This is a genomic window from Microbacterium sp. H83, assembly GCF_001650405.1.
In the GTDB taxonomy this organism is placed as follows: domain Bacteria; phylum Actinomycetota; class Actinomycetes; order Actinomycetales; family Microbacteriaceae; genus Microbacterium.
Genome location: NZ_LWCU01000001.1, coordinates 74,149 through 98,467 on the forward strand (window position 1 = coordinate 74,149; position 24,319 = coordinate 98,467).

At 69.5% G+C, this 24,319-nt stretch carries 22 protein-coding genes and 1 tRNA gene; 3 read left to right on the top strand and 20 right to left on the bottom strand.

Annotated features, from left to right (window positions below; genetic code table 11):
• Positions 1-43: 43 nt before the first annotated feature.
• The 8 genes from A4X16_RS00385 to A4X16_RS00420 form a co-directional block, all read right to left on the bottom strand.
• Positions 44-1,003, bottom strand: a complete 960-nt coding sequence (locus A4X16_RS00385; RefSeq protein WP_067114880.1) for a DNA topoisomerase IB — start codon at positions 1,001-1,003, stop codon at positions 44-46.
• A gap of 180 nt (positions 1,004-1,183) precedes the next feature.
• Positions 1,184-1,255: transfer RNA gene (locus A4X16_RS00390), tRNA-Gln, on the bottom strand.
• 97 nt (positions 1,256-1,352) lie between these two features.
• Complete coding sequence (gene gltX / locus A4X16_RS00395; RefSeq protein ID WP_067114882.1) at positions 1,353-2,858, bottom strand: glutamate--tRNA ligase; 1,506 nt, start codon at positions 2,856-2,858, stop codon at positions 1,353-1,355.
• 12 nt (positions 2,859-2,870) lie between these two features.
• Entirely contained in the window at positions 2,871-4,151 is a 1,281-nt protein-coding gene (locus A4X16_RS00400) for an MFS transporter (protein WP_067114884.1), read from the bottom strand.
• Positions 4,148-4,924 (bottom strand): fumarylacetoacetate hydrolase family protein, encoded by a 777-nt coding sequence (locus tag A4X16_RS00405; protein WP_067114886.1) that lies wholly within the window; start codon positions 4,922-4,924, stop codon positions 4,148-4,150. Before A4X16_RS00405 ends, A4X16_RS00400 begins: the two co-directional genes overlap by 4 nt.
• A gap of 95 nt (positions 4,925-5,019) precedes the next feature.
• A complete protein-coding gene (locus tag A4X16_RS00410) occupies positions 5,020-6,120 on the bottom strand; it encodes a branched-chain amino acid aminotransferase (protein WP_067114888.1) in 1,101 nt (366 codons plus the stop codon).
• Positions 6,121-6,181: 61 nt separating this feature from the next.
• Positions 6,182-7,225 (bottom strand): 3-isopropylmalate dehydrogenase, encoded by a 1,044-nt coding sequence (locus tag A4X16_RS00415; RefSeq protein WP_067114890.1) that lies wholly within the window; start codon positions 7,223-7,225, stop codon positions 6,182-6,184.
• Positions 7,226-7,293: 68 nt separating this feature from the next.
• Positions 7,294-8,838 carry an MFS transporter gene (locus A4X16_RS00420; protein WP_067114892.1) on the bottom strand — a complete coding sequence of 515 codons (1,545 nt, stop codon included), beginning with the start codon at positions 8,836-8,838 and terminating at the stop codon, positions 7,294-7,296.
• 114 nt (positions 8,839-8,952) lie between these two features.
• On the opposite strand from A4X16_RS00420, the gene A4X16_RS00425 reads away from it, so the two are divergent.
• Positions 8,953-9,498, top strand: a complete 546-nt coding sequence (locus A4X16_RS00425) for a TetR/AcrR family transcriptional regulator (RefSeq protein ID WP_067114893.1) — start codon at positions 8,953-8,955, stop codon at positions 9,496-9,498.
• 84 nt (positions 9,499-9,582) lie between these two features.
• Here the strand turns inward: A4X16_RS00425 and serA are convergent, their stop codons facing one another.
• The 3 genes from serA to A4X16_RS00440 form a co-directional block, all read right to left on the bottom strand.
• Positions 9,583-11,187 (bottom strand): phosphoglycerate dehydrogenase, encoded by a 1,605-nt coding sequence (gene serA, locus A4X16_RS00430; RefSeq protein ID WP_067114894.1) that lies wholly within the window; start codon positions 11,185-11,187, stop codon positions 9,583-9,585.
• A 141-nt stretch (positions 11,188-11,328) separates the two neighbouring features.
• Positions 11,329-11,664, bottom strand: a complete 336-nt coding sequence (locus A4X16_RS00435) for a hypothetical protein (protein WP_067114896.1) — start codon at positions 11,662-11,664, stop codon at positions 11,329-11,331.
• Positions 11,661-12,158, bottom strand: coding sequence for a hypothetical protein (locus A4X16_RS00440; RefSeq protein WP_067115285.1), 498 nt, complete (start codon positions 12,156-12,158; stop codon positions 11,661-11,663). Before A4X16_RS00440 ends, A4X16_RS00435 begins: the two co-directional genes overlap by 4 nt.
• 76 nt (positions 12,159-12,234) lie before the next feature.
• Here A4X16_RS00440 and A4X16_RS00445 point away from each other — a divergent pair, with 76 nt between their 5' ends.
• A complete protein-coding gene (locus tag A4X16_RS00445) occupies positions 12,235-13,149 on the top strand; it encodes a hypothetical protein (protein ID WP_067115288.1) in 915 nt (304 codons plus the stop codon).
• Positions 13,150-13,232: 83 nt separating this feature from the next.
• Here A4X16_RS00445 and ilvC read toward each other — a convergent pair whose 3' ends face one another.
• The 7 genes from ilvC to A4X16_RS00480 are packed head-to-tail and all read right to left on the bottom strand — an operon-like array spanning position 13,233 to position 21,976.
• Complete coding sequence (ilvC, locus tag A4X16_RS00450) at positions 13,233-14,261, bottom strand: ketol-acid reductoisomerase (protein ID WP_067114898.1); 1,029 nt, start codon at positions 14,259-14,261, stop codon at positions 13,233-13,235.
• A 44-nt stretch (positions 14,262-14,305) separates the two neighbouring features.
• Positions 14,306-14,815, bottom strand: a complete 510-nt coding sequence (gene ilvN / locus A4X16_RS00455) for an acetolactate synthase small subunit (RefSeq protein WP_067114901.1) — start codon at positions 14,813-14,815, stop codon at positions 14,306-14,308.
• A gap of 2 nt (positions 14,816-14,817) precedes the next feature.
• Positions 14,818-16,620, bottom strand: a complete 1,803-nt coding sequence (locus A4X16_RS17655) for an acetolactate synthase large subunit (RefSeq protein WP_067114902.1) — start codon at positions 16,618-16,620, stop codon at positions 14,818-14,820.
• Between the two features lie 60 nt (positions 16,621-16,680).
• Positions 16,681-18,399, bottom strand: a complete 1,719-nt coding sequence (gene ilvD, locus A4X16_RS17660) for a dihydroxy-acid dehydratase (RefSeq protein ID WP_067114904.1) — start codon at positions 18,397-18,399, stop codon at positions 16,681-16,683.
• A gap of 9 nt (positions 18,400-18,408) precedes the next feature.
• Positions 18,409-19,206 (bottom strand): trehalose-phosphatase, encoded by a 798-nt coding sequence (gene otsB / locus A4X16_RS00470; RefSeq protein WP_197491734.1) that lies wholly within the window; start codon positions 19,204-19,206, stop codon positions 18,409-18,411.
• Positions 19,207-19,252: 46 nt separating this feature from the next.
• Positions 19,253-20,662 (bottom strand): alpha,alpha-trehalose-phosphate synthase (UDP-forming), encoded by a 1,410-nt coding sequence (locus tag A4X16_RS00475; protein WP_067114906.1) that lies wholly within the window; start codon positions 20,660-20,662, stop codon positions 19,253-19,255.
• 60 nt (positions 20,663-20,722) lie between these two features.
• Entirely contained in the window at positions 20,723-21,976 is a 1,254-nt protein-coding gene (locus tag A4X16_RS00480) for an MFS transporter (RefSeq protein WP_067114908.1), read from the bottom strand.
• 198 nt (positions 21,977-22,174) lie between these two features.
• Between A4X16_RS00480 and A4X16_RS00485 the strand changes: the two genes are divergently transcribed.
• On the top strand, positions 22,175-22,453 hold the full coding sequence (locus A4X16_RS00485; protein WP_067114910.1) for a hypothetical protein: 279 nt from the start codon (positions 22,175-22,177) through the stop codon (positions 22,451-22,453).
• A 2-nt stretch (positions 22,454-22,455) separates the two neighbouring features.
• On the opposite strand, the gene A4X16_RS00490 is transcribed toward A4X16_RS00485, so the two are convergent.
• Both A4X16_RS00490 and A4X16_RS00495 read right to left on the bottom strand, forming a co-directional pair.
• Entirely contained in the window at positions 22,456-23,652 is a 1,197-nt protein-coding gene (locus A4X16_RS00490; RefSeq protein WP_067114912.1) for an acetyl-CoA C-acetyltransferase, read from the bottom strand.
• Between the two features lie 10 nt (positions 23,653-23,662).
• On the bottom strand, positions 23,663-24,319 hold the full coding sequence (locus tag A4X16_RS00495; RefSeq protein WP_197491735.1) for a CoA transferase subunit B: 657 nt from the start codon (positions 24,317-24,319) through the stop codon (positions 23,663-23,665).

Sequence of the window (24,319 nt, forward strand, 5' to 3'; positions counted from 1 at the left end):
CGAGCGTGGCCGGCGGCGGCGGCGCCGCGGTCGCGGACTCGCGTCACCCCGCGATGAGCTTGCGGATCGCGGTCTCCGGCGAGACGGTCAGGTCCAGCATCCGACCGCGCGCGTACAGGCGGAACACGCGCGGGTCGATGTAGCTGTTCCGGGCGACGGCGATGGTGTTGCCGAGGGCGGAGGCGGTCGCCTGCACGGCCAGCCGCTCGGCGCGACGCCGCTCGTTCGTCGTCTCGAGCCGCCCGATCCTCGCGAGCGCATCGGCCGCGAGGATGGTCCCGTGCAGTGTGCGGAAGTCCTTGGCTGTGAACGCGGATCCTGCGACCTTGCGGAGGTAGTCGTTGACCTCCCCCGAGGTGAGCCGCACGCGGCGGCGTCCCTTGCGATACGCCAGCAGCGGCGCCTTCGGAGAGCCCACGGCGAACTCCTCGAGCGCCTCCGCGAGGGCGGCGTCCGTGATCTCGATCGAGGCGAGCTGCCGGCTCTTCGCCGGGAAGCTCAGCGCGACGGTGCTGCCGTCCACGCGCACGTCCCGCCGACGCAGCGTGCTGAGTCCGCGGCTGCCGTGCTTGACGAGATATCGCTCGGATCCGATTCGGAGCGCAGCGTCGTCGAGCAGGCGGAACGCGACAGCGAGCGCGCGTTCGCGAGTGAGGCCCTGCTGGTTGATGGCGCGAGTCACCTGGGCGCGCGCCGAAGGCAGTGCGGCCGCGAGCTTCAGGGCGCGGGAGAACTTGCGCTGGTCCCGGCCGGCGCGCCACAGCGGGTGGTAGAGATACTGGCGGCGACCGGCGCCGTCGGTGCCCACCGCCTGGATGTGGGCGAGAGGCTCTGCGGCGATCCAGACGTCGGTCCACGCCGGCGGGATCGCCAGGTCGCGGATGCGCTCCCGGTCGGCCTCGGACACCGACTGATCAGCGGCGTCGAGATAGCGGAAGCCCGATCCCGATCGGATCCTTCGGAAGCCGGGCTCCTCCCCGGGGACGACTCGTGTCAGTGCCATCAGCGCCTCTCCCGCTCCCCCGCGACTCCGGGGTGCGTGCAGGCTCGAGCATCTCCGGTCGGAGCGGATACCAGAAGGGTCTGGCGCGGCGCTCGACACACCTGCTAGGCCGTGAGGAGCACCATGGCCGCAGCCCGGCGGGAACAAGAAAACCCGCGGTGATCCGCGGGTTTTTTCTTGCTGGGGTACCTGGACTCGAACCAAGAACAACGGAACCAGAAACCGCCGTGTTGCCAATTACACCATACCCCAAGGGCGAGACCGGAGTTCCGCACCGAGAGTCAAGCCTACCCGAGCGGCGACGGGAATGCCAAAACGACCGGCACTCGCTCGCCGCCCGGGCGCGCCATCATCGAGCGAGGAACTCCGAGAGGGCTCGCAGCCGGCGGAGCGACTCGTCCTTGCCGAGCAGCTCCATGGACTCGAACAGCGGCGGCGAGATGCGACGGCCGGTGATCGCGACGCGCGGCGGACCGTAGGCCACTCGCGGCTTGAGCTCGAGTCCGTCGACGAGCGCCGCAGCGAGAGCCTCCTGCACGTTCGCGGGAGTGAAGTCCGTCACGGGCTCGAGCGCCGCGACGCAGGCGTCCAGGACCTCGGCGGCGGTGGCGGGAAGGCCCTTCAGCGCATCCGCGTCGTACGACACCTCGTCGGTGAACAGGAAGCCGACCATCCCGGGAACATCGCCGAGCATCTGCACGCGCTCCTGCACGAGCGGCGCGACGCGGAAGGCGAGCACGAGCTGCTCGTGCGACGGCTCGTCGAACAGCCCGGCAGCCGCGAGGTACGGAATCGTGCGCTCGGCGAAGTCCTTCTCCCCCAGCATGCGGATGTGATCGCCGTTGATCGACTCGGCCTTCTTCTGGTCGAAGCGGGCCGGGTTGGGGTTGACGTTCACGATGTCGAACGCAGCGGTGAACTCCTCGAGCGAGAACACGTCGCGATCGGGACCGATCGACCAGCCGAGCAGGGCGAGGTAGTTGAGCAGTCCTTCGTGGATGAAGCCCCGTTCGCGGTGCAGGAAGAGATCGGCCTGCGGGTCGCGCTTGGAGAGCTTCTTCGTGCCCGTCTCCCCCAGCACGAGCGGCATGTGCGCGAAACGCGGGACGAACGTCGTGACGCCCGCATCGATGAGAGCCGCGTACAGGGCGAGCTGACGAGCCGTCGACGGCATGAGGTCCTCGCCACGGAGCACGTGCGTGATGCCCATCAGAGCGTCATCGACCGGGTTCACGAACGTGTACAGCGGGATGCCGTTCGGGCGGACCACGACGAAGTCGGGGAAGGACCCCGCGGGGAACGTCACCTCGCCGCGGATGAGGTCCTCGTACGTGACATCCTCGTCGGGGACGCGCAGACGCAGCGCCGGCTGACGCCCTTCGGCGCGGAACGCGGCCTTCTGCTCCTCGGTGAGACCGCGGTCGAAGTTGTCGTACCCGAGCTGCTTGGCACGCCCGGCCGCCTCGTTGCGGGCGTCGATCTCCTCGGCCGTGGAGTAGCTCTCGTAGAGCGCCCCGGTGGCCAGCAGCCTGTCGATCACGCCGCGGTAGATGTCGTGGCGCTCGGACTGCCGGTACGGCGCGTGCGGTCCCCCGACCTCCACGCCCTCGTCCCAGTCGATCTTGAGCCAGGTGAGCGCGTCGACCAGCTGACGGAAGCTCTCCTCGCTGTCGCGGGCGGCGTCGGTGTCCTCGATGCGGAACACCATCTTCCCGCCGGTGTGACGGGCGTAGGCCCAGTTGAACAGTGCCGTGCGGACCATGCCGACGTGCGGCAGACCCGTCGGCGAGGGGCAGAAGCGGACGCGGACGTCGGCACCACTGGCAGTCGTGGTGAGAGGGTGAGGAGTAGCCATAGCCCTTCGATTCTACGGCGCGAGCGTGCGCGTCCCCGAGCGGTCCCGCATGGCGAGCGGCGACAGGACGACGATCACGAGGACGATCACCGATGCGGCGACACCGAGCCCGGCGTACTGGAAGGTCGAGAGCACCACGCCCGCCAGGACCGCGCCCGCCGCGGCCGACAGGCTCATGAGCGAGTCGCTGCGTCCCTGTCGACGCGTCCGGAGCTCCGGGGCGCTCGACTCGGTGAGCAGTGCCGCGCCGGCGACCGTCGCCGCGCTCCATCCCAGTCCGAGGAGGATCAGGGCGACGATGACGCCCCACTCGGAGTCGTTCTCGAAGACCGCGAACGCGAGAGCTCCGCCCAGCAGAGCCTGACCGAGCAGAACCACCCGCAGCCGACCCCAGCGATCCGCGAGGATGCCGAACAGCGGCGAGAGCGCGTACATGCCGCCGACGTGCAGCGCGATCGTGATGCCGACGAGAGCCGAGACGTCGGCCGGCGTCGGCGCCATGCCGTCCGCGCCGTGGGCCATCTGCGCCAGGTGCACCGGCGTCATCGCCATGACCGACGCCATCACCACGTGCGAACCGGCGATGGCAAAGATGGCGTATCGCGCGACGCGGGGGCGGTCGACGGCCGACGCGCCGGTCGCCGCTGCCGCCGACGACGCGAGTCGCTGCGCGGTCAGGAGCGGATCGGGGCGGAGCGCGATGAGATACAGGATCAGGGCCGCGCACTGGGCGACGAAGGAGAACGCGTAGGAGCCGGTCTGCGGCGGCATGCCGATCGCGGCACCCACCACCTCTCCCGGCCCGAGGAGCAGGGGCCCGGCCACGCCGCCCAGCGTCGTCGCCCACACGACGATCGAGAGATCGCGGCCGCGGTGCTCTGCCGCAGCGAGATCGGTCGCGGCGAATCGCGACTGCAGGTTGCCGGCGTTGCCCGCGCCGATGAGAAGGATGCCGACGAGCAGCAGCGGGAAGAGTCGCACCGAGGCCGCGAGGATCACGATCGAGATGCCGACGAGCGCGAAGGTGTTCCCGAGGGTGAGAGCGCGGCGTCGTCCGAGCTTCGCGGCCAGGCGTGCGAGCGGGATCGCGCACAGCGCGGCGCCGAGGGTGACGGATGCCGTCGCCAGTCCCGACAGTGCGTCGCTGCCCGAGAGATCGGCTGCCAGGAGGGCGCCCAGCGAGACCGTCGCTCCGAAGGCGATGCCGCCCAGCACTTGACCGAGCGACAGGACGAGGACCGTCCGCCGCTGCACGGCCGCCCGGTGCGCGCTCGTCAGCGGGAGCTCGGTCATGAAGGGCGAGGCGCGTCGCGCACGGAGTTGCGCAGGATGCCGAGGCCGGTGATCTCGACCTCGACCGTGTCCCCCGCGCCGAACGGGCCGACGCCCGCCGGAGTCCCGGTGAGGATCACGTCGCCGGGCAGCAGGGTGAAGACGGCGGAGGCGTGCGCGATGATGTCCGCCACGGAGTGGATCATGTCGCTCAGCGGCGCCTTCTGCCGCACCTCACCGTTGACCCGCGTCTCGAGCGTCGCGGTCGCGGGGTCGAAATCCGTGTTGATCGTCGGGCCGAGCGGGCAGAAGGTGTCGAACCCCTTCGCCCGCGTCCACTGGCCGTCCTTGCGCTGGAGGTCCCGCGCCGTGACGTCGTTGGCTATCGTGTAGCCGAGCACGTGATCGAGTGCGTCGTCCGCAGCGACGTTCTTCGCCACACGGCCGATCACGACGGCCAGCTCTCCCTCGAACTCCGTCTGCTCGGACACAGCGGGACGGACGATCGCGTCGCCGGGCCCGATCACCGAGGTGTTGGGCTTGAGGAAGAGCAGCGGCTCCTCGGGAGCCACTCCCCCCATCTCCGCCGCGTGGTCGTGATAGTTCTTGCCGACGCAGACGATCTTGGACCGCGGGATCACGGGAGCGAGGATCACCGCATCCGCGATCGGCACTCGATCGCCCGTCGTCTCGTATCCCGCGAAGAGCGGATCGCCCGCGAGGACGACGAGGTCGGTGTCGTCGACGATCCCGAAGAGGATGGCGTCGTCATGGCTGAATCGGGCGATCTTCATGCGTCCAGCCTAGCCAGCACGACCGACGACGAGACCCCGCCTCGTGGTCGCGAGGCGGGGTCTCGGACGTCGGGGACCTCTGTGGGTGTGGACGCTCAGGCGTCGAGGCGCACGAGCCAGCCGTGCTTGTCCTCACGGCGGCCGTACTGGATGTCCGTCAGTTCCTCTCGCAGCGACAGCGCCAGATCGCCGAGCGGCTGCGGCTCGTCGAAGCCGTCGCCCACGAGCGCACCGATCGGAGTGACGACGGCGGCGGTGCCGCACGCGAACACCTCGACGATGTCGCCGGAGGCCACGCCCTCACGCCACTCGTCGATGGAGATCGGCCGCTTCTCGACCGTGTATCCGCGGTCTTCCGCGAGCTGCAGCAGCGAGTCGCGCGTGATGCCCTCGAGGATGCTGTCGGACTCGGGTGTGACGATGCGGCCGTCCTTGAACACGAACACCACGTTCATGCCGCCGAGTTCCTCGACGTCGCGGTTCTCGTTCAGGAACACGACCTGGTCGCATCCCTTCTCGGCGGCGAGGGCCTGCGGGAGCAGGCTCGAGGCGTAGTTGCCTCCGGTCTTCGCCTTCCCGGTGCCGCCGCGTCCGGCGCGCGAGTGGTCCTCCGACAGCCAGATGCGCACGGGCTTCACCCCGCCCGAGAAGTAGGCCCCGGCCGGGCTGGCGATCACGTAGTAGGCGACCTTCTGCGCGGCGCGCACGCCGAGGAACGCCTCCTTGGCGAACATGAAGGGACGCAGGTAGAGGCTCTGATCCGCGCCGGACGGCACCCAACGACCGTCCACGGCGATGAGCTCGCGCAGCGACTGGATGAAGTACTCGGTCGGCAGCTCCGGGAGCGCCAGACGGCGGGCGCTCGCCTGCATGCGCGCGGCGTTGCGGTCGGGACGGAAGGTGTGGATCGATCCGTCTGCGTGGCGGTACGCCTTGATCCCCTCGAAGATCTCCTGGGCGTAGTGCAGCACGGCGGCCGCGGGGTCGAGCGGGATGGGACCGTAGGGCTGGACGCGCGGGCGGTGCCAGCCGCCCTTCGCAGACCAGCAGATGTCGACCATGTGGTCGGTGAAGACCACGCCGAAGCCCGGGCTCTCGTGGACCTCCGCCAGTCGCGCGGGGGTCGCGGCGGTGAGGTTCTTGGTCACAGCGAAAGCCAGCGGGGCCACGCCGGCCTCTGCGTCGATCGTCGTCATCTCTTCATCCGTTCCTTGTGGGTGGGCGCATCGTAGCGCCGCTTCAGCCTACGCCTGCCGCTCAGAGACGCGCGGCGATCGCGGAGCCGATCTCCGCGGTCGTGCGAGCGCCCGAACGGGCGGCGATGTCGGCCTCGACGGCGGCGCTCACGCGAGCGGATTCCGCCGAGAGACCGAGGTGGTCGAGCAGCAGGGCGATCGAGAGGATCGCGGCGGTCGGATCGGCCTTCTGCTGCCCCGCGATGTCCGGCGCCGAGCCGTGGACGGGCTCGAACATCGACGGGAAGGTGCCATCGGGATTGATGTTTCCGGAGGCTGCGAGTCCGATGCCGCCGGTGACGGCTCCCGCGAGGTCTGTGAGGATGTCGCCGAAGAGGTTGTCGGTGACGATCACGTCGAAGCGTGAGGGTTCGGTGACGAGGAAGATCGTCGCCGCATCGACGTGCAGGTAGTCTACCGCCACGTCGGGATAGTCCGACGCGACCTCGTTCACGATTCGCTGCCAGATCGCGCCCGCGTGCACGAGCACGTTCGTCTTGTGGACGAGCGTGACCTTCTTGGACCGTCGCTCGGCGAGGTCGAAGGCGTAGCGGACGACGCGCTCCACGCCGAAGGCGGTGTTGACGGAGGTCTCGTTGGCGATCTCGTGCGGCGTGCCGGCGCGGATCGCTCCGCCGTTGCCCACGTACGGCCCTTCAGTCCCCTCGCGCACGACGATGAAGTCGATGTCCCCGGGATCCGCGAGCGGCCCCGGAGCTCCGATGAAGAGCTTCGACGGGCGGAGGTTGACGTAGTGGTCCAGCGTGAATCGGAGGCGCAGGAGCAGCCCTCGCTCGATGTTCGCGTCCTTCAGCCGAGGGTCGCCGGGCGTGCCGCCGACCGCCCCGAGGAGGATCGCGTCGTGCTCGGAGATGGCCCGCAGGTCGTCGTCGGTCAGGGTGTCGCCGGTCTCGAGGTACCGGGCAGCGCCGAGGGAGAACCGCGTCTTGTCGAAGGTCACGTCGCTCTGGGCGGTGACGGCGTCGAGGACCCTCTCGGCCTCCGCGACGACCTCGGGACCGATGCCGTCACCCGGGATGACGGCCAGCTTCACGACACGCGACATGACACTCCTTGCACGGGATGGACCGGCCGTCGCCCGCGACGGACGGGCCGGTCCTCCCAGCGTACTGCTCAGTGCGTGGGGGCCTTGCGCAGTGTGACGGCGGCGACCACTCCCGCCACGACGACGAGGCCCGCACCGATCAGCGAGGTCACGAGCACACCGGAGCCGAAGGCGGCGGCCGCCGCCTCCCACAGCGCCGCGCCCTGCTCGGCGGGCAGCGCCTCCGCCGCCGTGTAGGCCCCGGCGAGCGTCTCCTCCGCCGACCTCGCCGCCCCCGAGGGGATGCCGGCGGGGATGACGAGCGCCCCGCGGTAGAAGGCCGTGATGATCCCGCCCAGGACGGCGGTTCCCAGCACGGCCCCGAGCTCGTACGCGGTCTCGGACACGGCGCTGGCCGCCCCGGCCTTCGCGGCGGGAGCGCTCGACAGGATCAGCTCGTTGGAGATCGTCTCGGCGGCGCCGATGCCGATCCCGAGCACCACGAACGCGATGATCAGAGGAGTCACGCCGTGATCGGAGGTCGTGAACGCGACCAGCAGGTACCCCGCCACGGAGAACACCAGCGCAGACGGCACCAGCACGTGCGGCGGCACGCGGCGCGAGATCGGCACTACGGACAGTCCCGCGACGATCATGATCGCCATGCCGGGGACGAGGGCTGCTCCCGCCAGCATCGGAGACAGCCCGAGCACGAGCTGCAGGTGCTGCGACACGAAGTAGAGGAAGCCCACGAGGGCGACGACGCTGAGGAGGTTGACCAGGATCGCACCGGAGAAGGAACCGCGACGGAAGAGCGCCATGTCGAGCATGGGCTCCTCGGCCCGCAGCTGACGGCGCACGAACAGCCAGCCCATCGCGATCCCGAGAAGCGCCCAGGCACCGGCGACGACCGACGGGCCGTCGACCGCGAACGACTTGATGGCGTAGACCACGGGGATCATCGCGGCCATCGAGAGCGCGATGCTGAGCGGATCGATGCGTCCGGGATTCGGATCCCGGCTCTCCGGCACGAGGAAGGGCGCGGCGAGGAGCAGCGGGATGAGCACGGGGACCGCGATGAGGAAGACGGAGCCCCAGGCGAAGTGCTCCAGGAGGAACCCGCCCACGATCGGGCCCAGCGCGGATCCCGCCGAGAACGCCGACGCCCACACGGCGATCGCGAGACGCCTCTGGTCGCGGTTCTGGAAGATCGAGCGCAGCAGGGACAGCGTCGACGGCATCAGCATCGCGCCGAAGAATCCGAGCAGCGCCCTGGCCGCGATGAGCAGCCCCGCGGTGGGGGCGAACGCCGCCAGCGCCGAGACGATCGCGAAGCCGGTCGCGCCGATCAGCAGCATCCGTCGTCGCCCGAAGCGATCGCCGAGCGTGCCCATGGTCACCAGCAGTCCCGCGAGCACGAGCGGGTACACGTCGATGATCCAGAGCTGCTCCGCGCCGGTGGGCGCCAGAGCGATGGAGATCTCGGGCAGAGCGAAGCTGAGGACGGTGTTGTCGACGGAGACGAGCAGCACGGGGAGCATCAGCACGACCAGCGCCGCCCAGCCGCGCCAGCCCACCCGCGGAGCCTGCGTGCTCTCGGGCGTGTGGGTCGGGATGGACGCCGTGCGCGTCATGTGCACCTCTCAGATATGGTTCTCGGTTACTTAACCGTCCGGCTGGTATAGTAACACGATCGACATCGCCGAGAGATACGGTGAACTCACCCCGTCACCGCAGCAGAGGACCCCATGCCCCGACCTCCCTTGGCCCGAGAGCGCGTGCTCGACGCCTTCGAGGCGATCGTCATCGCCGACGGAGAACGTGCAGCGACGCTGGACGCGACCGCCAAGGCGGCAGGAGTCTCGAAGGGCGGGCTGCTCTACCACTTCGGCTCGAAGGAGGACCTCGTCGCCGGTCTCCTCGAACGACTCGACGCGCTGACGACTCTCGACCTCGCGCAGATGGCGTCGCACGACGAGGGCCCGCTGGCGTACTACGTGCGGACGTCCGTGATGGAGGACGAAGCGCTCGACCGCGCGCTGGTCGCGACGTCCCGACTCGCGCAGGGCGGTTCCGGTCCTGCCGGAGACGCGCTCCGCAGCGTTCGCCACCGGTGGGAGGAGATGATCCGACCGCACGTGCGGGATCAGGCATCCCTCGACCTCGTCATGCTCGTGAGCGATGGCCTCTACTTCAACAACTCGCTGGACGTGAACGGAGACGAGCGTCTCGTCCCCCACGGTTCGGCGCTCGACGACCTGCTCGCGCTCGTGCTGCGGGCGACCGCGATCTGACGCTCGGGCTCCCCCGCGCGCACGAAGGGAGGGCGACCGAGCAGGTCGCCCTCCCTTCGTGGTCGGGATGTCGTGGCCGGCGCTTCAGACCTCGGTGATCTCGATCTGACGGAAGAGGTCGGCCTCGATCGCCGCGCTCACGTCCTCGAGCAGCTCGTCGGAGACCGGCGAGTCGAGGGTCAGGACGCTGAGCGCCTGGTCCCCGGCCGCGCGACGCGCGATCTGCATGCCCGCGATGTTGATGCCCGCCTCGCCGAACTTCTGCCCGTAGACCGCGACGATGCCGGGGCGGTCGGTGTAGAGCATGACGACGTGGTGCTTCTCGATCGGCAGCTCGAGCGCGTGGTCGTTGATGCCCACGAGCTTCTCGGCCTGCTTCGGACCGGTCAGCGTGCCGGAGACCGACAGCTGCGAGCCGTCGGACAGAGCGCCCGTCAGGGTGATGACGTTGCGGTACTCGTCGCTGACGTCGTCCTTCAGCAGGCGCACGGCGATGCCGCGCTGCTCGGCGAGCAGCGGTGCGTTCACATACGACACGGTCTCGCTGACGATGTTCGTGAACACGCCCTTCAGAGCCGCGAGCTTGAGGACGCTCACGTCGTAGTCATTCAGCTCGCCGTGCACCTCGACGTCGAGGCTCGTGAGCGGCGATGTCGCCAGCGACGCGAAGATCTGGCCGAGCTTCTCGACGAGCGAGATGCCGGGGCGCACGTACGGGTCGATCACACCGCCGGCGACGTTCACGGCATCCGGCACGAGGTCGCCGCCGAGCGCGAGGCGCACCGACTTCGCGACGGACACGCCGGCCTTCTCCTGCGCCTCCTCCGTGCTCGCACCCAGGTGCGGGGTGACGACGACGTTCGGGAGGTCGAGGAGCGGGCGCGCGCTGCCGCCCTCGGCGGGCGGCTCGGAGGTGAACACGTCGAGACCGGCACCGGCGATCTCGCCCGCGACGAGCGCCTCGTGCAGGGCCTCCTCGTCGATCAGTCCGCCGCGGGCGACGTTGACGACGAAGGCGGTCGGCTTCATGGCCGCGAACTGCTCGGCGCCGATCATCCCGGTCGTCTCCGGCGTCTTGGGCATGTGGATGGTGAGGAAGTCGGCTTCGGCGACGAGCTCGTCGAGCGAGAGGAGCTGCACTCCGAGCTGCTGGGCGCGGGCGGACGTCACGTAGGGGTCGTAGGCGACCACGCGCATGTCGAACGCGGCGAGACGCGCGGCGACGAGGGCCCCGATGCGACCGAGGCCCACGATGCCGACAGTCTTCTCGAAGAGCTCGGCGCCGGTGAACGAGCTGCGCTTCCACTGCCCGGCGGCGAGCGACGCGTGTGCGGCCGGGATGCGGCGCGCGAGGCTGAGGATGTGTCCGACTGTCAGCTCGGCAGCGGAGACGATGTTGGAGGTCGGGGCGTTCACGACCATGACGCCCGCAGCCGTGGCGGCCTTGATGTCGACGTTGTCGAGTCCGACGCCCGCGCGGGCGACGACCTTCAGCTTCGGCGCGTGCGTCAGCGCCTCCTCGTCGATGCGCGTCGCCGAGCGGATGAGCACCGCGTCGGCGTCCGCGAGCGCCGCGAACAGCGCCTCGCGGTCGGTGCCGTCGACGTCGCGGACGTCGAAGTCGGGGCCGAGGGCCTCGATCGTGGCGGGAGACAGAACTTCGGCGATGAGCACGACGGGCTTCGGCACAGTGGATCCTTCGGGGCAGCGCGACAGGCGGGAGGGGCCGATGCGCCGCACACCATGGGGGCGCGATCACCTCAACTGTACCCGAGCGCTCCCGCTGCCCCGTCCCGTGTGACGGGCTCCGGCGTCGGGCGCTCGCGACCGTCAGCCGGTCGAGAGCGTCAGGCTGTAGGCGATCAGGCTCAGCCAGAAGACCGCGACGATGCCCAGCCCCGCCAGCAGCACGAGCACGAGTTCCCCCACTCCACGCCGCCGCCCGACCAGGGCGGCGAACACGAAGACGATGGCCGGGAACACCACGCCGAACCCCATGGTCACCCACCCCGCGCCGTCGAGTCCGCCGCGAGCGAGCGTGATCAGATGCGCCACGGCGTTCCACACCGCATACGCGTAGAAGAGGCCGGCGAGTCCGAGCACGAGAGCGCGGAGCCAGCGGGGCGAACGAGCGGATGCCTCGGTCTGCGGCGTCGTCGCGGTCATGCGCCGACCACCCCGACCGTGACGAAGGGCCATGGCACGAGCAGCACGACGCCCAACAGCAGGGCGCCCACCCTGACCCAGCTCGCTCGGCCGCGTGTCAGCACCCAGCTCGTGAGGAACCAGAGTGCAGGGGCGGCGACGGCGAGAACGAACCAGGGAAGGAACATCGCGTCTGCGACGAAGAAGTTCGCGAGGGGCTTGAGGCGGAGCCCGCCGACCACCCATCCGATGCTGTACAGCAGATAGATGCCGCCGACGACGCCGAGCGTCAGGAGCACCGCAGTGCTGAGAGGTGCGCGCTCGTCCTGATCCTCCTCGTCATGAGGGGTCGTGGATGCAGACGCACCGCCTCGCACGACCCGATCCTCACGCTCGGGAAGCTGCTCCGCGTTCGCGGAGGTGCCTGTCCGCGGCGCCCGCTTCGGTTCGCGCCGTGGCGCCGGAGCGCCCTCGTCACCGTCCCAGTTCAGGGCGTCGTCGGAATCGGAAGTCATGTCTCCAGCGTAGGACACGGCGTCCACTATGCTCGGGGCATCCGGGCCGCTGGTGCCCGCAGCACGAGGGGGCACCGTGGCCGAGAAGGACACCACCGACGCGACCGCGGCCGAGCCGCAAGCAGGCTGGACGCCGACGGCGAAGGCGAAGTCGACGGCGACGACGTTCCGCTGGATCGCGGCCGTGCTCTGGGCCGTCGCGATCGCCGCCGAGGCCGTCGGAATCTTCTGGCTCCTGCGTCAGCGCGAGTACATCGGAAAAGACGGGGCGCTCGTGCGCGATCCCGACACCGGACTCCTCCAGGAGCAGGGCGTCACCGCTCAGTTCCCGCAGTGGGCGTTCATCACCCTCCTCGTACTCCTCGTGGTGATCGCGGCTCTCTCGATCACCGGATCGGTGCTGTGGAAGAAGGCGAACCGCCTCGACCCCGCGCGCAGGTCCGAGACGGTGCGCTTCTTCGTGCAGAACCAGCTGGGTGCGATCATCGCGGTCGTCGCCTTCCTGCCGCTCGTCATCCTCATCTTCCTCAACAAGGACATGGACAAGGGCCAGAAGACGACCGCCGGCATCGTCGGCGTCGTGCTCGCCGCCCTCGCCGTCGTCATCGGCGTCGATTTCGACCCGCCGTCCGTCGAGCAGTACACCGCCGATCAGTCGGCGGTCATCCAGCTGCTCGGGAAGGACGAGGTCGTCTGGGTCGACGGCGGCGCCGTGTACCACGTGTGCGAGGAGGTCTCCGACATCCAGACCGGCAGCGAGAAGCGGGTCGGGACCACCGCGGAGGCCGTCGAGGCGGGCAAGATCCGTCTCACCCTGAAGTTCGCCTCGGAGCTCAACACCTGCGGACTCGCCGTGCCGGAGAACGCCGATGACATCGAGGACGCCCTGCGCGCGATCCAGGGCGGGCAGGTCGACACGCCCCTTCCCGCACCGGTCTGGGCGGACCCGACCGAGGCCCCGATCATCGTCGAGGATGCCGCCGCGGAGTGACTCCCCCGGCGAAGTGATCGTCGGTCGACGGAAGAAGGGCCCGGTGCATCGCACCGGGCCCTTCTTCGTTGACGGAGTCGACGTCAGCGCGCAGCGCTGCCGTCGACGTAGTCCTCGTCCTGCTGCTTCCAGGCGAACAGAGCGCGGAGCTCCTTGCCCGTGGCCTCGATCGGGTGGGTCTCCTCCTTGGCACGCAGCGCGAGGAACTCCTCGGCGCCGTTGTCCTGGTCCTCGATGAAGCGCTTCGCGAAGGCACCCGACTGGATGTCGGCGAGCACGCCCTGCATGCTCTCCTTGACGCGCTCGTCGATGACACGCGGGCCCGAGACGTAGTCGCCGAACTCGGCGGTGTCGGAGATCGACCAGCGCTGCTTGGCGATGCCGCCCTCCCACATGAGGTCGACGATGAGCTTCAGCTCGTGCAGAACCTCGAAGTAGGCGATCTGCGGCTGGTAGCCCGCCTCGGTCAGGGTCTCGAAACCGGCCTGCACGAGGTGGCTGACACCGCCGCACAGCACGGCCTGCTCACCGAAGAGGTCGGTCTCGGTCTCCTCGGTGAACGTGGTCTTGATGACGCCGGCGCGGGTTCCTCCGATGGCCTTCGCGTACGACAGCGCGGTGGCCCATGCGTTGCCCGATGCGTCGCGCTCGACGGCGATGATGTCCGGGATGCCGCGGCCGGCGACGAACTCGCGCCGTACCGTGTGCCCGGGCGCCTTCGGCGCGACGAGGATGACGTCGACGCCCTCGGGGGCGTCGATGTAGCCGAAGCGGATGTTGAAGCCGTGCGCGAAGGCGAGGGTCTTGCCGGCGGTGAGCTTCGGGGCGATCGACTCGCTGTAGATGGTGCGCTGGTGCTGGTCCGGCGCGAGGATCATGATGAGGTCAGCCCACTCGGTCGCGTCTGCGACGGTCTTGACCGGGAACCCGGCCTCCTCCGCCTTGGCCGCGGACTTCGAGCCCTCCTTGAGGGCGATCGCGACCTCGACGCCCGAGTCGCGAAGGTTCTGCGCGTGCGCGTGGCCCTGCGAGCCGTAGCCGACGATGGCGACCTTCTTGCCCTGGATGATGGACAGATCGGCGTCTGCGTCGTAGAAGATCTCGGTGCTCACTGGTTTTTCTCCTTGATTTGGGTACGGGGAAGATGGGGTGGTCGTCAGCCGCGCAGGACGCGCTCGGTGATGCTCTTGCCGCCTCGGCCGATCGCGAGAAGGCCTGATTGGGCGATCTCCTTGATGCCGAAGGGCTCGAGGGCGCGCAGCAGGGCCTCGACCTTGCCGCGATCGCCGGTGACCTCGACCACGAGCGCGTCCGAGGCGTAGTCGACGACGGATGCGCGGAAGAGGTTGACGACCTCGATGACGTTCGAGCGCGTCGAGTTGTCGGTGCGGACCTTGATGAGCATGTGCTCGCGCTGCACCGAGGTCGAGAAGTCGAGCTCCACGATCTTGATGACGTTGATGAGCTTGTTCAGCTGCTTCGTCACCTGCTCGAGCGGGAGGTCGTCGAGGTCGACCACGACCGTGATGCGCGAGATGTTCGGCACCTCGGTCACGCCGACCGCGAGAGAGTGGATGTTGAAGCCGCGGCGCGCGAAGAGTCCGGCGACTCGCGTGAGCAGACCCGGGGTGTCCTCCACGAGGAGGCTGAGAACGTGCGTGGTCATGGTCAGTCCTCCTCGTCGAACGCCGGGGCGTGGTCGCGTGCGTACTGGACGTAGCTGTTGCTCACGCCCTGCGGCACCATCGGCCACACCATGGAATCGGCGCTGACGACGAAGTCGATGACGACGGGTCGGTCGTTCGTCTCGAGCGCGAGGGTGATGGCGGCATCCACCTCCTCCTCCTTCTCCACGCGGATCGCGAGGCAGCCGTATGCTTCGGCGAGCTTCACGAAATCGGGGATGCGGACGGTGCCGTGACCGGTGTTGAGATCGGTGTTCGAGTGACGTCCGTCGTAGAACAGCGTCTGCCACTGGCGCACCATGCCGAGCGACGAGTTGTTGATGATCGCGACCTTGATCGGGATGTCGTTGATCGCACAGGTGGCGAGCTCCTGATTCGTCATCTGGAAGCAGCCGTCGCCGTCGATCGCCCACACCGCACGGTCGGGCTCGGCGACCTTGGCGCCCATCGCCGCGGGGACGGAGTACCCCATCGTGCCGGCGCCGCCGGAGTTGAGCCACGCGTTGGGACGCTCGTACTTGATGAACTGCGCCGCCCACATCTGGTGCTGGCCGACGCCCGAGGCGAAGATGCCCTCGGGGCCGGTGAGCTCGCCGATGCGCTGGATCACGTACTGGGGCGCGAGCAGGCCGTCGGTCGTCGGCGCGTAGCCGAGGGGGAACTCGGTGCGCAGGCCGTCGAGGTACGACCACCACTCCTCGATGTCGGGCGTGACGGCGCTCGCGGCGCCGCGATAGGCCGTCTCGAGGTCGATGAGCACGTCGCGGACGTCGCCGACGATCGGGACGTCGGCCGTACGGATCTTGGAGATCTCCGCAGGGTCGATGTCGACGTGGACGACCTTCGCGTGCGGCGCGAAGAGCGCCGCCTTGCCGGTGACGCGGTCGTCGAAACGCGCGCCGAGCGACACGATGAGGTCGGCCTCCTGCAGCGCCAGCACCGCGGGGACGGTGCCGTGCATGCCCGGCATCCCGAGGTGCTGCTGGTGCGAGTCCGGGAAGGCGCCCCGAGCCATGAGCGTCGTGACGACGGGAGCCTTGGTCGTCTCCGCGAGGGCGAGCAGCTCGGCCGACGCACGGCCTCGGATCACTCCCCCGCCCACGTACAGCACCGGCTTCTTCGCCTCGGCGAGCAGCGCGGCCGCCGCCTGTATCTGCTTGCCGTGCGCCTTCGTGACCGGACGGTACCCGGGGAGGTCGACCTTGGCCGGCCACACGAACGGAGCGATCTCCTGCTGGGCGTCCTTGGTGATGTCCACGAGGACCGGGCCGGGACGACCGGTCGAGGCGATCTCGTATGCGGCGGCGAGGGCGCCAGGGATCTCCGARGCGTTCTTGACCAGGAACGAGTGCTTCGTGACCGGCATCGTGATGCCGACGATGTCGGCCTCCTGGAAGGCGTCCGTCCCCATCAGGGTCGAGAACACCTGTCCGGTGATGGCGAGCAGCGGCACGGAGTCCATGTAGGCGTCGGCGATCGCCGTGACGAGGTTCGTCGCCCCCGGGCCCGACGTCGCGATGCACACGCCGACCTTCCCGGACGAGGACGCATAGCCCTCGGCCGCGTGACCGGCGCCCTGCTCGTGGCGCACGAGGATGTGTCGGAGCTCCGACGCGTCCATGAGCGGGTCGTACACGGGCAGGATCGCCCCTCCGGGCAGGCCGAAGACGTCGGTGACGCCGAGGAGCTCGAGAGTCCGGACGACGGCCTCGGCGCCGGAGATCTCGGGGGCGGCGGACTTGGGTGCGGGCGGCCTCGGCACGGCCGAGACGGTGTCAGCAGTCATGACATTCCTTCTGATGGTCTGTGGGCGACGTCGGATGCCGGAGGCCGGGGCCGACGCGGATCAGCCGGTCGTCGCGCCCTCGGCGGCGGACCGCACGAGACGCGAGTACTTGGCAAGAACGCCACGGGTATAGCGCGGGGGAAGCGGCTCCCAGCCAGAGCGGCGGGAGGCGAGCTCCGCCTCGTCGACGAGTAGGTCGAGAGAGCGAGCTGCGATATCGACCCGTATCAGATCACCATCGCGCACGAAGGCGATGGGACCTGCGTCCACCGCTTCGGGTGCTATGTGGCCGATGCACAGGCCGGTTGTGCCGCCTGAGAATCGTCCGTCCGTCAAGAGTAGTACATCTTTCCCGAGCCCCGCGCCCTTGATGGCCGCGGTGATGGCCAGCATCTCCCGCATGCCCGGTCCGCCCTTGGGTCCTTCGTAGCGGATGACGATGACGGTGTTCTTCTCGATCTCGCCGTTCGCGACGGCATCCATCGCGGCGCGCTCGCGCTCGAACACGCGTGCCGTGCCCTCGAACACCGCGGCGTCGAAGCCGGCCGTCTTCACCACGGCGCCCTCGGGAGCCAGCGATCCGTGCAGGATCGTCAGACCGCCGGTCGCGTGGATCGGGTTGTCGAACGTGTGGATGACCTCGCCGTCGATGGGCATGGGGTCGAGCTCTGCGAGGTTCTCGGCGAGCGTCTTGCCGGTCACCGTCAGCGCGTCGCCGTGCAGGAGGCCTTCGTCGAGCATGGCCTTCATGATCACCGGGATGCCGCCGTGACGGTCCACGTCGTTCATGACGTACTTGCCGAACGGCTTCATGTCGGCCACGTGCGGCACCTTGTCGCCGATGCGGTTGAAGTCGTGCAGGCTCAGCTCGACCTCGGCCTCGCGGGCGATCGCGAGCAGATGCAGGACGACGTTCGTCGAGCCGCCCAGCGCCATGGCGAGGGCGATCGCGTTCTCGAACGCCTCCTTGGTCAGGATGTCGCGCGTCGTGATCCCCTGGCGCAGCAGGTTCACCACGGCCTCGCCGGAACGGTGCGCGAAGTAGTCGCGACGACGATCTGCGGCGGGCGGCGCGGCCGATCCGGGCAGGCTGAGCCCCAGGGCCTCGGCGACCGACGCCATCGTGTTGGCGGTGTACATGCCGCCGCACGCGCCCTCACCGGGAGCGATCGCGCACTCGATGCGCTTGAGATCCTCTTCGCTCATGAGCCCGGCGCGGCACGCGCCCACGGCCTCGAACGAGTCGATGATCGTGACGTCCTTCTCGGTGCCGTCGGAGAGCTTGACCCATCCGGGGGCGATCGAGCCCGCGTACAGGAACACGCTCGAGAGGTCGAGACGCGCGCTCGCCATGAGCATTCCGGGGATCGACTTGTCGCATCCGGCGAGCAGGACGGAGCCGTCGAGGCGCTCGGCCATCATGACGGTCTCGACGGAGTCGGCGATGACCTCGCGGGAGACGAGGGAGAAGTGCATGCCCTCGTGGCCCATCGAGATGCCGTCGGAGACGGAGATGGTGCCGAACTGCAGCGGATAGCCGCCGCCGGAGTGCACGCCCTCCTTCGCGCCCTGGGCGAGCCGGTCGAGGCTCAGGTTGCAGGGCGTGATCTCGTTCCAGCTCGACGCGATGCCGATCTGGGGCTTGTCCCAGTCGGCGTCCCCCATCCCGACGGCGCGGAGCATGCCGCGGGAGGTGGTCGCCTCGATGCCGTCGGTGACGACGCGGCTGCGGGGCTTGATGTCGATGGGCGCGCTGGTGGAGGGATCATGCGAGGACATGACGAGAGTCTATTCCCGCAGCGAGGCCCTCTCGTCCGCCAGCGCCTCCAGAAGCCGCGCCATCTCTTGTGGATTCTCCACACGAAGGGCGGCGGCGCTCTCCCCCGGCCCGACACGCACTCCGAGATCGTCCGCGGTCAGCACCCGCATCGCGTCCTCGTCGGTGACGTCGTCGCCGGCGAAGAGGATGCCCGTGGCGTCGAAGTGGTCGCGCAGAGCGGTCATCGCCGCATCCTTGCCCTCGGTCCTGGATGAGAACTCCAGCACCCGGTGTCCCGAGCGACGGCGCCAGTGCGGGAACCTCTCGGCCACGAGCGCGTCGATCTCGGCGAACACCTGGCGCTCGACCTCCGCGGTCGCGGTGCGCGTGTGCACGCCCATGCCGAACGTCTTGGGTTCGAACTCCGCGCCCTCGTAGCGGTCGATGATCGGTCGTGCGGCCGCCCAGAGCGCCTCGCGCTCGGCATCGTCGGTGTCCGGTCCGGTCGCCGGCGCGTCGCCGATTCCGGGATACCAGTACTGCGCTCCGTGGGATCCGGCCAGGGCGACGAGCGAGTCGTCCGTGTGCTCGGTGATCACGCGCAGATCATGCATGCTGCGGCCCGAGACGTATGCCACGACCGTGTCGGGCAGCGCCGCGAGCCGGGCCACCTGCTCGGCGACCTCGGGCAGCGCGCGCGCCGCCATCGGGTCCGGCACGAGGGGCGACGCCGTGCCGTCGAAGTCGAGAGCGACGACGAGCCGCGGTGTGGCGGCGACGGCGCTCAGCGCGGCATCGGGGGTTCCGGGGGTCCAGGTGCGGGTCACAGATTCTCCGATCGGAAGGGGGGTCGGCCGTGGGTCGGACGGGCGTTCAGCGCGTGCGCACGTCTGAGAGCGCCCGCAGGAACGAGGAGGACCAGGCGTTGACATCGTTCTCGAGCACGCGCCGACGCAGTGCCCGCATCCGCTTCGTCTGCTCGCCCGACGGCATCTCGATGGCCGTCATGATGGCGTCCTTCAGTCCCGCGATGTCATGAGGATTCACGAGGACTGCCTGTCGGAGCTCGTCCGCTGCTCCGGTGAACTCGCTGAGCACCAGGACGCCGTGATTGTCGGCGCGCGTGGCGACGTATTCCTTGGCCACGAGGTTCATGCCGTCACGGAGTGCGGTGACGAGCATGACGTCGGCCGCCAGGTACAGCGCCACCATCTCCTCCCGCGGATACCCCTGGTGCAGGTAGCGGATCGCGGTGTGGCCCATCGTGTCGTTGTCGCCGTTGATGCGTCCCACGGCGAGCTCGATCTCGTCGCGCAGGTGCACGTACGCGTCGACGCGCTCCCGGCTCGGACTCGCGACCTGGACGAGCGTGACGTCCTCGACATCGAGGCGCCCGTCCTCGAGAAGCTCGCCGTATGCCTTGACGCGGTGACGGATGCCTTTGGTGTAGTCGAGACGGTCGACTCCGAGCAGGATCTTCTTCGGATTGCCGAGGCTCGCCCGGATCTCGGCGGCGCGCGCTCGGATCTCGGGCCGTGCCGCGAGCTCCTTGTACGGCGCGGTGTCGATCGAGATCGGGAAGGCTCGCGCGACCGCGGTGCGCGTCCCGCCGTCCTCGGTGGGGACGGTGACGGCCGAGCCCTTGACCTCGTAGCGCACGCGGCGACGGACCGCGGTGAGGAAGTACGTCGCGTCCTGCGCCCGCTGGAACCCGATCACGTCGGCGCCGAGCAGGCCTTTTATCACCTGGTCCCGCCACGGCAGCTGGGCGTACAGTCCGTGCGCGGGGAACGGGATGTGGTGGAAGTACCCGATCGTGACGTCCGGACGCAGTTCACGGATCATCTGCGGTACGAGCTGCAGCTGGTAGTCGTGGACCCAGACGGTGCCGTCCGACGCCACCACGGATGCGGCGGCCTCGGCGAACCGCCGATTCACGCGGACGTACGCCTCCCACCATTCGCGGTGATACTGCGGGGGTGCGATCACGTCGTGGTAGAGCGGCCAGATCGTGTCGTTGGCGAAGCCCTCGTAGTAGTCGGCGATCTCCTCCGCGCTGAGCGCCACCGGGACGAGGTCGATGCCGTTGATCTCGAACGGATCGAGTTCCACGTCGGGCTGACCGGCCCATCCGACCCACGCACCGTGGACGCTGCGCATCATCGGCTCGAGCGCCGCGACGAGACCTCCGGGCGAGGTGCGCCAGGTCTCCTCGCCGTCGGGGCCCTCCACCCGGTCGACCGGGAGGCGGTTGGCGACGACGACGAAGTCTGCGGCTGGCATGGTGACGCTCCTGACGGTGCTGTGGGGATGTCCTCAGGCTACAGAAGCCTCACACCGAGGCTACGCGAGGGGGCTCGCAGTCAGTCGCCAGTTGACAAGCCCTGCGGTGAACGCTACCCCCGCGGCGACGATCGGCAGCAGCAGGGCCGTGCCGGTGCCGAGGCTCTCTGCGATTTCGCCGGCGACGGCCGCACCGAGGGACTGCCCCACGACGATCCCCGAGCCCAGCATCGTCATGACCGTGGCCGAACGCCCGAGCGGACTCCGCGCGGCTCCGAAGCTGTACTGCGTGACGAGGGTGGGTCCGATGCCGATGCCCATGATGCCGAGGGCCACCATCATGGTCGCGGGAGTGTCGACGAGCAGGAGCAGCAGCGTCCCCGCGAGCAGGACGCCGGAGAACACCAGCCAGCGCGCACGCAGCGAGAAGCGGGCGGGAAGCCAGGCGACGCCGAGCGCGAGGATCGCCGAGCCGACGCCCATGACGCCGTACAGCAGGCCGGCCTGTTCGGATGCACCCCGGTCCGTCATGAATGAGGTGAGCGAGGTCAGCATCGTGCCGAAGAACATCCCGACGCCCAGGATGCCGAGGACGACGACCAGCAGGCGCGGGCTGAAGAGCTCCGACACCGATGACGGAGCCCGGCCGTCGCCGTCGCGGTGAGCGGACACCGTGCGCGCGCTCGGATGCAGCGCGAAGGCGCCGACGAACACCACGGTGAGGACGGCGGCTCCCACGAGCGGCGCCCAGGGCGCCAGCGCGGAGGCGAGGATGCCGACGATGAAGGGGCCGAAGACGAACACGGTCTCGTCCGCCGCGGATTCGTACGCCATCGTGCCGGACACGGTCCGGCCGCGCACGTGCTCCGGCATGCGATCCGTGATCATGGTGACCAGACGGGACCTCGACATGGGCGCCACCTGCGGGGCCGTCGCTCCGATCCCGAAGGCGGAGACCAGCACGAGCGCCTCGGCGGAATCGCCGTAGACGACGAGGGTGAAGAGCACCAGGGTCGCGCCGTTCGCGATCGCCAGCGCGAGCAGGACCGCCCGCTGCCCGAACCGGTCGGCCGCGGCGCCGAGCAGCGGACCGAAGCAGGCGGTGCCGAGCCCGACCGCCGCCGAGGTGAGTCCGCCCAGCGAGAGGGACCCTCGGGCCGAGACGACCACCGTGAGGACGCCGACGACCATCATCGCGAAGGGGAGGCGCGCGACGAAGGCGATCACGAAGTAGGGCAGTCCCGCGATGCGGAGCAGGCCGGGTCCGTCGTCCGTCGGCGGGTGGGGCTGGATCTGAGGTTCTGCGTGTGTCATGGCTCTCGCGCGTCGGACGACGCGGGTCGGGTGCCGCCGCTGTCCGCCGGGGAGCCGGCGGCCGGTAGATACACGGGTGCGGCCGCGGCGAGCCGCGACCGTCCCATGATAGCCCTGTCGTCCGGGAAGCTCCTGGCAGAGACCGCTCACGGTTGTCAAGGCGGCGCGGCCGGGTGGCGAGCCGGGTAGCGTGAGGGCATGAACTACCTCTTCGGCACCGGACTCATCGGCGCGATCACGGCAGGACGCACGCTGCTGCGCGGTTCTCGGGACGAGCCCATCACGTGGCGGGCCGTCCTCGCGTGGGCGAGCTGGGGCATCACGCTCGCCCTCGCCATCGGCGCCATCGTCGACACGCGGCGCCTCAAGCAGGGGAAGCCCGTCGCCCACGACTCCCCCGTCTACGCGAAGCAGCAGAAGGAGCAGGAGAAGGACGCGAAGCAGCTCAACAAGGATCTCAAGCGCCAGAAGCGCTGACCTCAGCGGGTGAGGATGAGCGCTTCGCCCTGACCACCGCCTCCGCAGAGACCGACGGCTCCGACACCGGCTCCCCGGCGGGACAGCTCGTGAGCGAGATGCACCACGAGCCGCGTGCCCGATGCGCCGATCGGATGCCCGATGGCGATGCCCCCTCCGTGCACGTTCACGATCTCCGCGTCGAGCCCCAGCTCCGTCTGAGAACGAGCGACCACGGCGCCGAAGGCCTCGTTGATCTCGACCAGATCGAGGTCGGCGGCCGTGATCCCCTGCTTCGCGCAGGCACGCTCGATCGCACGTGCGGGCTGCGCCTGCAGCGAGTTGTCCGGCCCGGCGGTCTGACCGCTGGCCCCGACCGTCACCAGGATCGGCCATCCCTCGGCGTGCGCTCGCGCACGGGTGGTGACGACCACCGCGGAGGCGCCGTCGGAGATCTGAGACGAATTGCCCGCCGTGATCGAGCCGCCGTCGGCGAACGCGGCGCGAAGCCCCGCCAGGGACTCCACGGTGGTGTCGGGGCGGACGCCCTCGTCCGCGGTGAGCACGACCGGCTCCCCCCGCCGCTGCGGGACGGTCACGGAGACGATCTCGTCGTCGAACACCCCCGCCGCCTGCGCCGCGGCGGCGCGCTGGTGAGACAGGGCCGCGACGGCGTCCTGCGCCTCTCTGGTCAGCTCATATCGAGCGTTGTGGCGCTCGGTCGACGCTCCCATGCTCTCGCGGTCGTAGGCGTCGGTCAGTCCGTCGTACGCCATGTGATCGAGCACCTCGACGCTGCCGTACGTCCATCCGTCGCGCGACCCCATGAGCAGGTGCGGTGCTCGCGTCATGGACTCCATCCCGCCGGCGACGACGACCTCCGCGTCGCCCGTGCGGATCATCCTCGCGGCGTCGATGATCGCCGTCAGGCCCGACAGGCAGACCTTGTTCACGGAGTGGGCGGGGACCTCCCAGCCGATGCCCGCGCCGATGGCCGCCTGTCGCGCGGCATTCTGCCCCGACCCGGCGGCGAGCACCTGGCCGAGGATGACCGCGTCGATCGATCCGGGGGCGATCGACGCCTGGTCGAGTGCGCCGCGGATGGCCAGTGCTCCCAGCTGCGGCGCCGTGAAGCTCGCGAGCTGCCCCTTGAGGCGCCCCTGCGGAGTGCGGGCAGCGGCGACGACGACGACGTCCTGATCGTTCTCGGTATGACTCATCTCGGCATCCTCACTCGGTTCGGTCCTGCAGGGAATCATGCACGATCAGCGGGGGCTGCGTGGCGCCGACGACCTGCTCGACGGTCACGCCGGGCGCGGTCTCCACGAGCACCAGGCCGTCGTCCGTCACGTCGATCACAGCCAGATCGGTGATGATCCGGTCGACGACGCCGCGCCCCGTGAGCGGAAGGGAGCAGTCGTCGACGATCTTCGCCGTACCGTCCTTCGCCACGTGCTCCATCAGCACGATCACCCGCGCGGCGCCGTGGACCAGGTCCATCGCGCCGCCCGGCCCCTTGACCATCTTGCCGGGGATCATCCAGTTCGCGAGGTCTCCGGATGCCGACACCTGCATCGCTCCGAGGATCGCCGCATCGATCTTGCCGCCGCGGATCATGCCGAAGCTCATGGCCGAGTCGAAGAAGGCGGCTCCGGGCAGCACGGTGACCGTCTCCTTCCCCGCGTTGATGAGGTCGGGATCCACCGCGTCCGCCTGCGGATACGGCCCGACGCCCAAGATGCCGTTCTCGGACTGCAGCACGACGGTGACTCCGTCGGGCACATGATTGGGCACGAGGGTCGGCAGTCCGATGCCGAGGTTCACGTACGAGCCGTCCTGGAGCTCCGCCGCGGCCCGCGCGGCCATCTGGTCTCGGGTGAGGGGCAT

Bases quoted from the DNA above. Each gene is read 5' to 3' on its own strand.
- A4X16_RS00490 (WP_067114912.1), bottom strand. From the start codon at position 23,652: ATGAGTCATACCGAGAACGATCAGGACGTCGTCGTCGTCGCCGCTGCC.
- A4X16_RS00410 (WP_067114888.1), bottom strand. From the start codon at position 6,120: ATGACGACGATCGACGCAGAGGCCGGCGTGGCCCCGCTGGCTTTCGCT.
- A4X16_RS00495 (WP_197491735.1), bottom strand. From the start codon at position 24,319: ATGCCCCTCACCCGAGACCAGATGGCCGCGCGGGCCGCGGCGGAGCTC.
- A4X16_RS00385 (WP_067114880.1), bottom strand. From the start codon at position 1,003: ATGGCACTGACACGAGTCGTCCCCGGGGAGGAGCCCGGCTTCCGAAGG.
- ilvN (WP_067114901.1), bottom strand. From the start codon at position 14,815: ATGACCACGCACGTTCTCAGCCTCCTCGTGGAGGACACCCCGGGTCTG.
- A4X16_RS00485 (WP_067114910.1), top strand. From the start codon at position 22,175: ATGAACTACCTCTTCGGCACCGGACTCATCGGCGCGATCACGGCAGGA.
- A4X16_RS00480 (WP_067114908.1), bottom strand. From the start codon at position 21,976: ATGACACACGCAGAACCTCAGATCCAGCCCCACCCGCCGACGGACGAC.
- A4X16_RS00435 (WP_067114896.1), bottom strand. From the start codon at position 11,664: ATGACCGCGACGACGCCGCAGACCGAGGCATCCGCTCGTTCGCCCCGC.
- A4X16_RS00405 (WP_067114886.1), bottom strand. From the start codon at position 4,924: ATGAAGATCGCCCGATTCAGCCATGACGACGCCATCCTCTTCGGGATC.
- A4X16_RS00425 (WP_067114893.1), top strand. From the start codon at position 8,953: ATGCCCCGACCTCCCTTGGCCCGAGAGCGCGTGCTCGACGCCTTCGAG.
- A4X16_RS00475 (WP_067114906.1), bottom strand. From the start codon at position 20,662: ATGCCAGCCGCAGACTTCGTCGTCGTCGCCAACCGCCTCCCGGTCGAC.
- A4X16_RS00415 (WP_067114890.1), bottom strand. From the start codon at position 7,225: ATGTCGCGTGTCGTGAAGCTGGCCGTCATCCCGGGTGACGGCATCGGT.
- A4X16_RS00440 (WP_067115285.1), bottom strand. From the start codon at position 12,158: ATGACTTCCGATTCCGACGACGCCCTGAACTGGGACGGTGACGAGGGC.
- A4X16_RS00420 (WP_067114892.1), bottom strand. From the start codon at position 8,838: ATGACGCGCACGGCGTCCATCCCGACCCACACGCCCGAGAGCACGCAG.
- ilvD (WP_067114904.1), bottom strand. From the start codon at position 18,399: ATGTCCTCGCATGATCCCTCCACCAGCGCGCCCATCGACATCAAGCCC.
- gltX (WP_067114882.1), bottom strand. From the start codon at position 2,858: ATGGCTACTCCTCACCCTCTCACCACGACTGCCAGTGGTGCCGACGTC.
- A4X16_RS00400 (WP_067114884.1), bottom strand. From the start codon at position 4,151: ATGACCGAGCTCCCGCTGACGAGCGCGCACCGGGCGGCCGTGCAGCGG.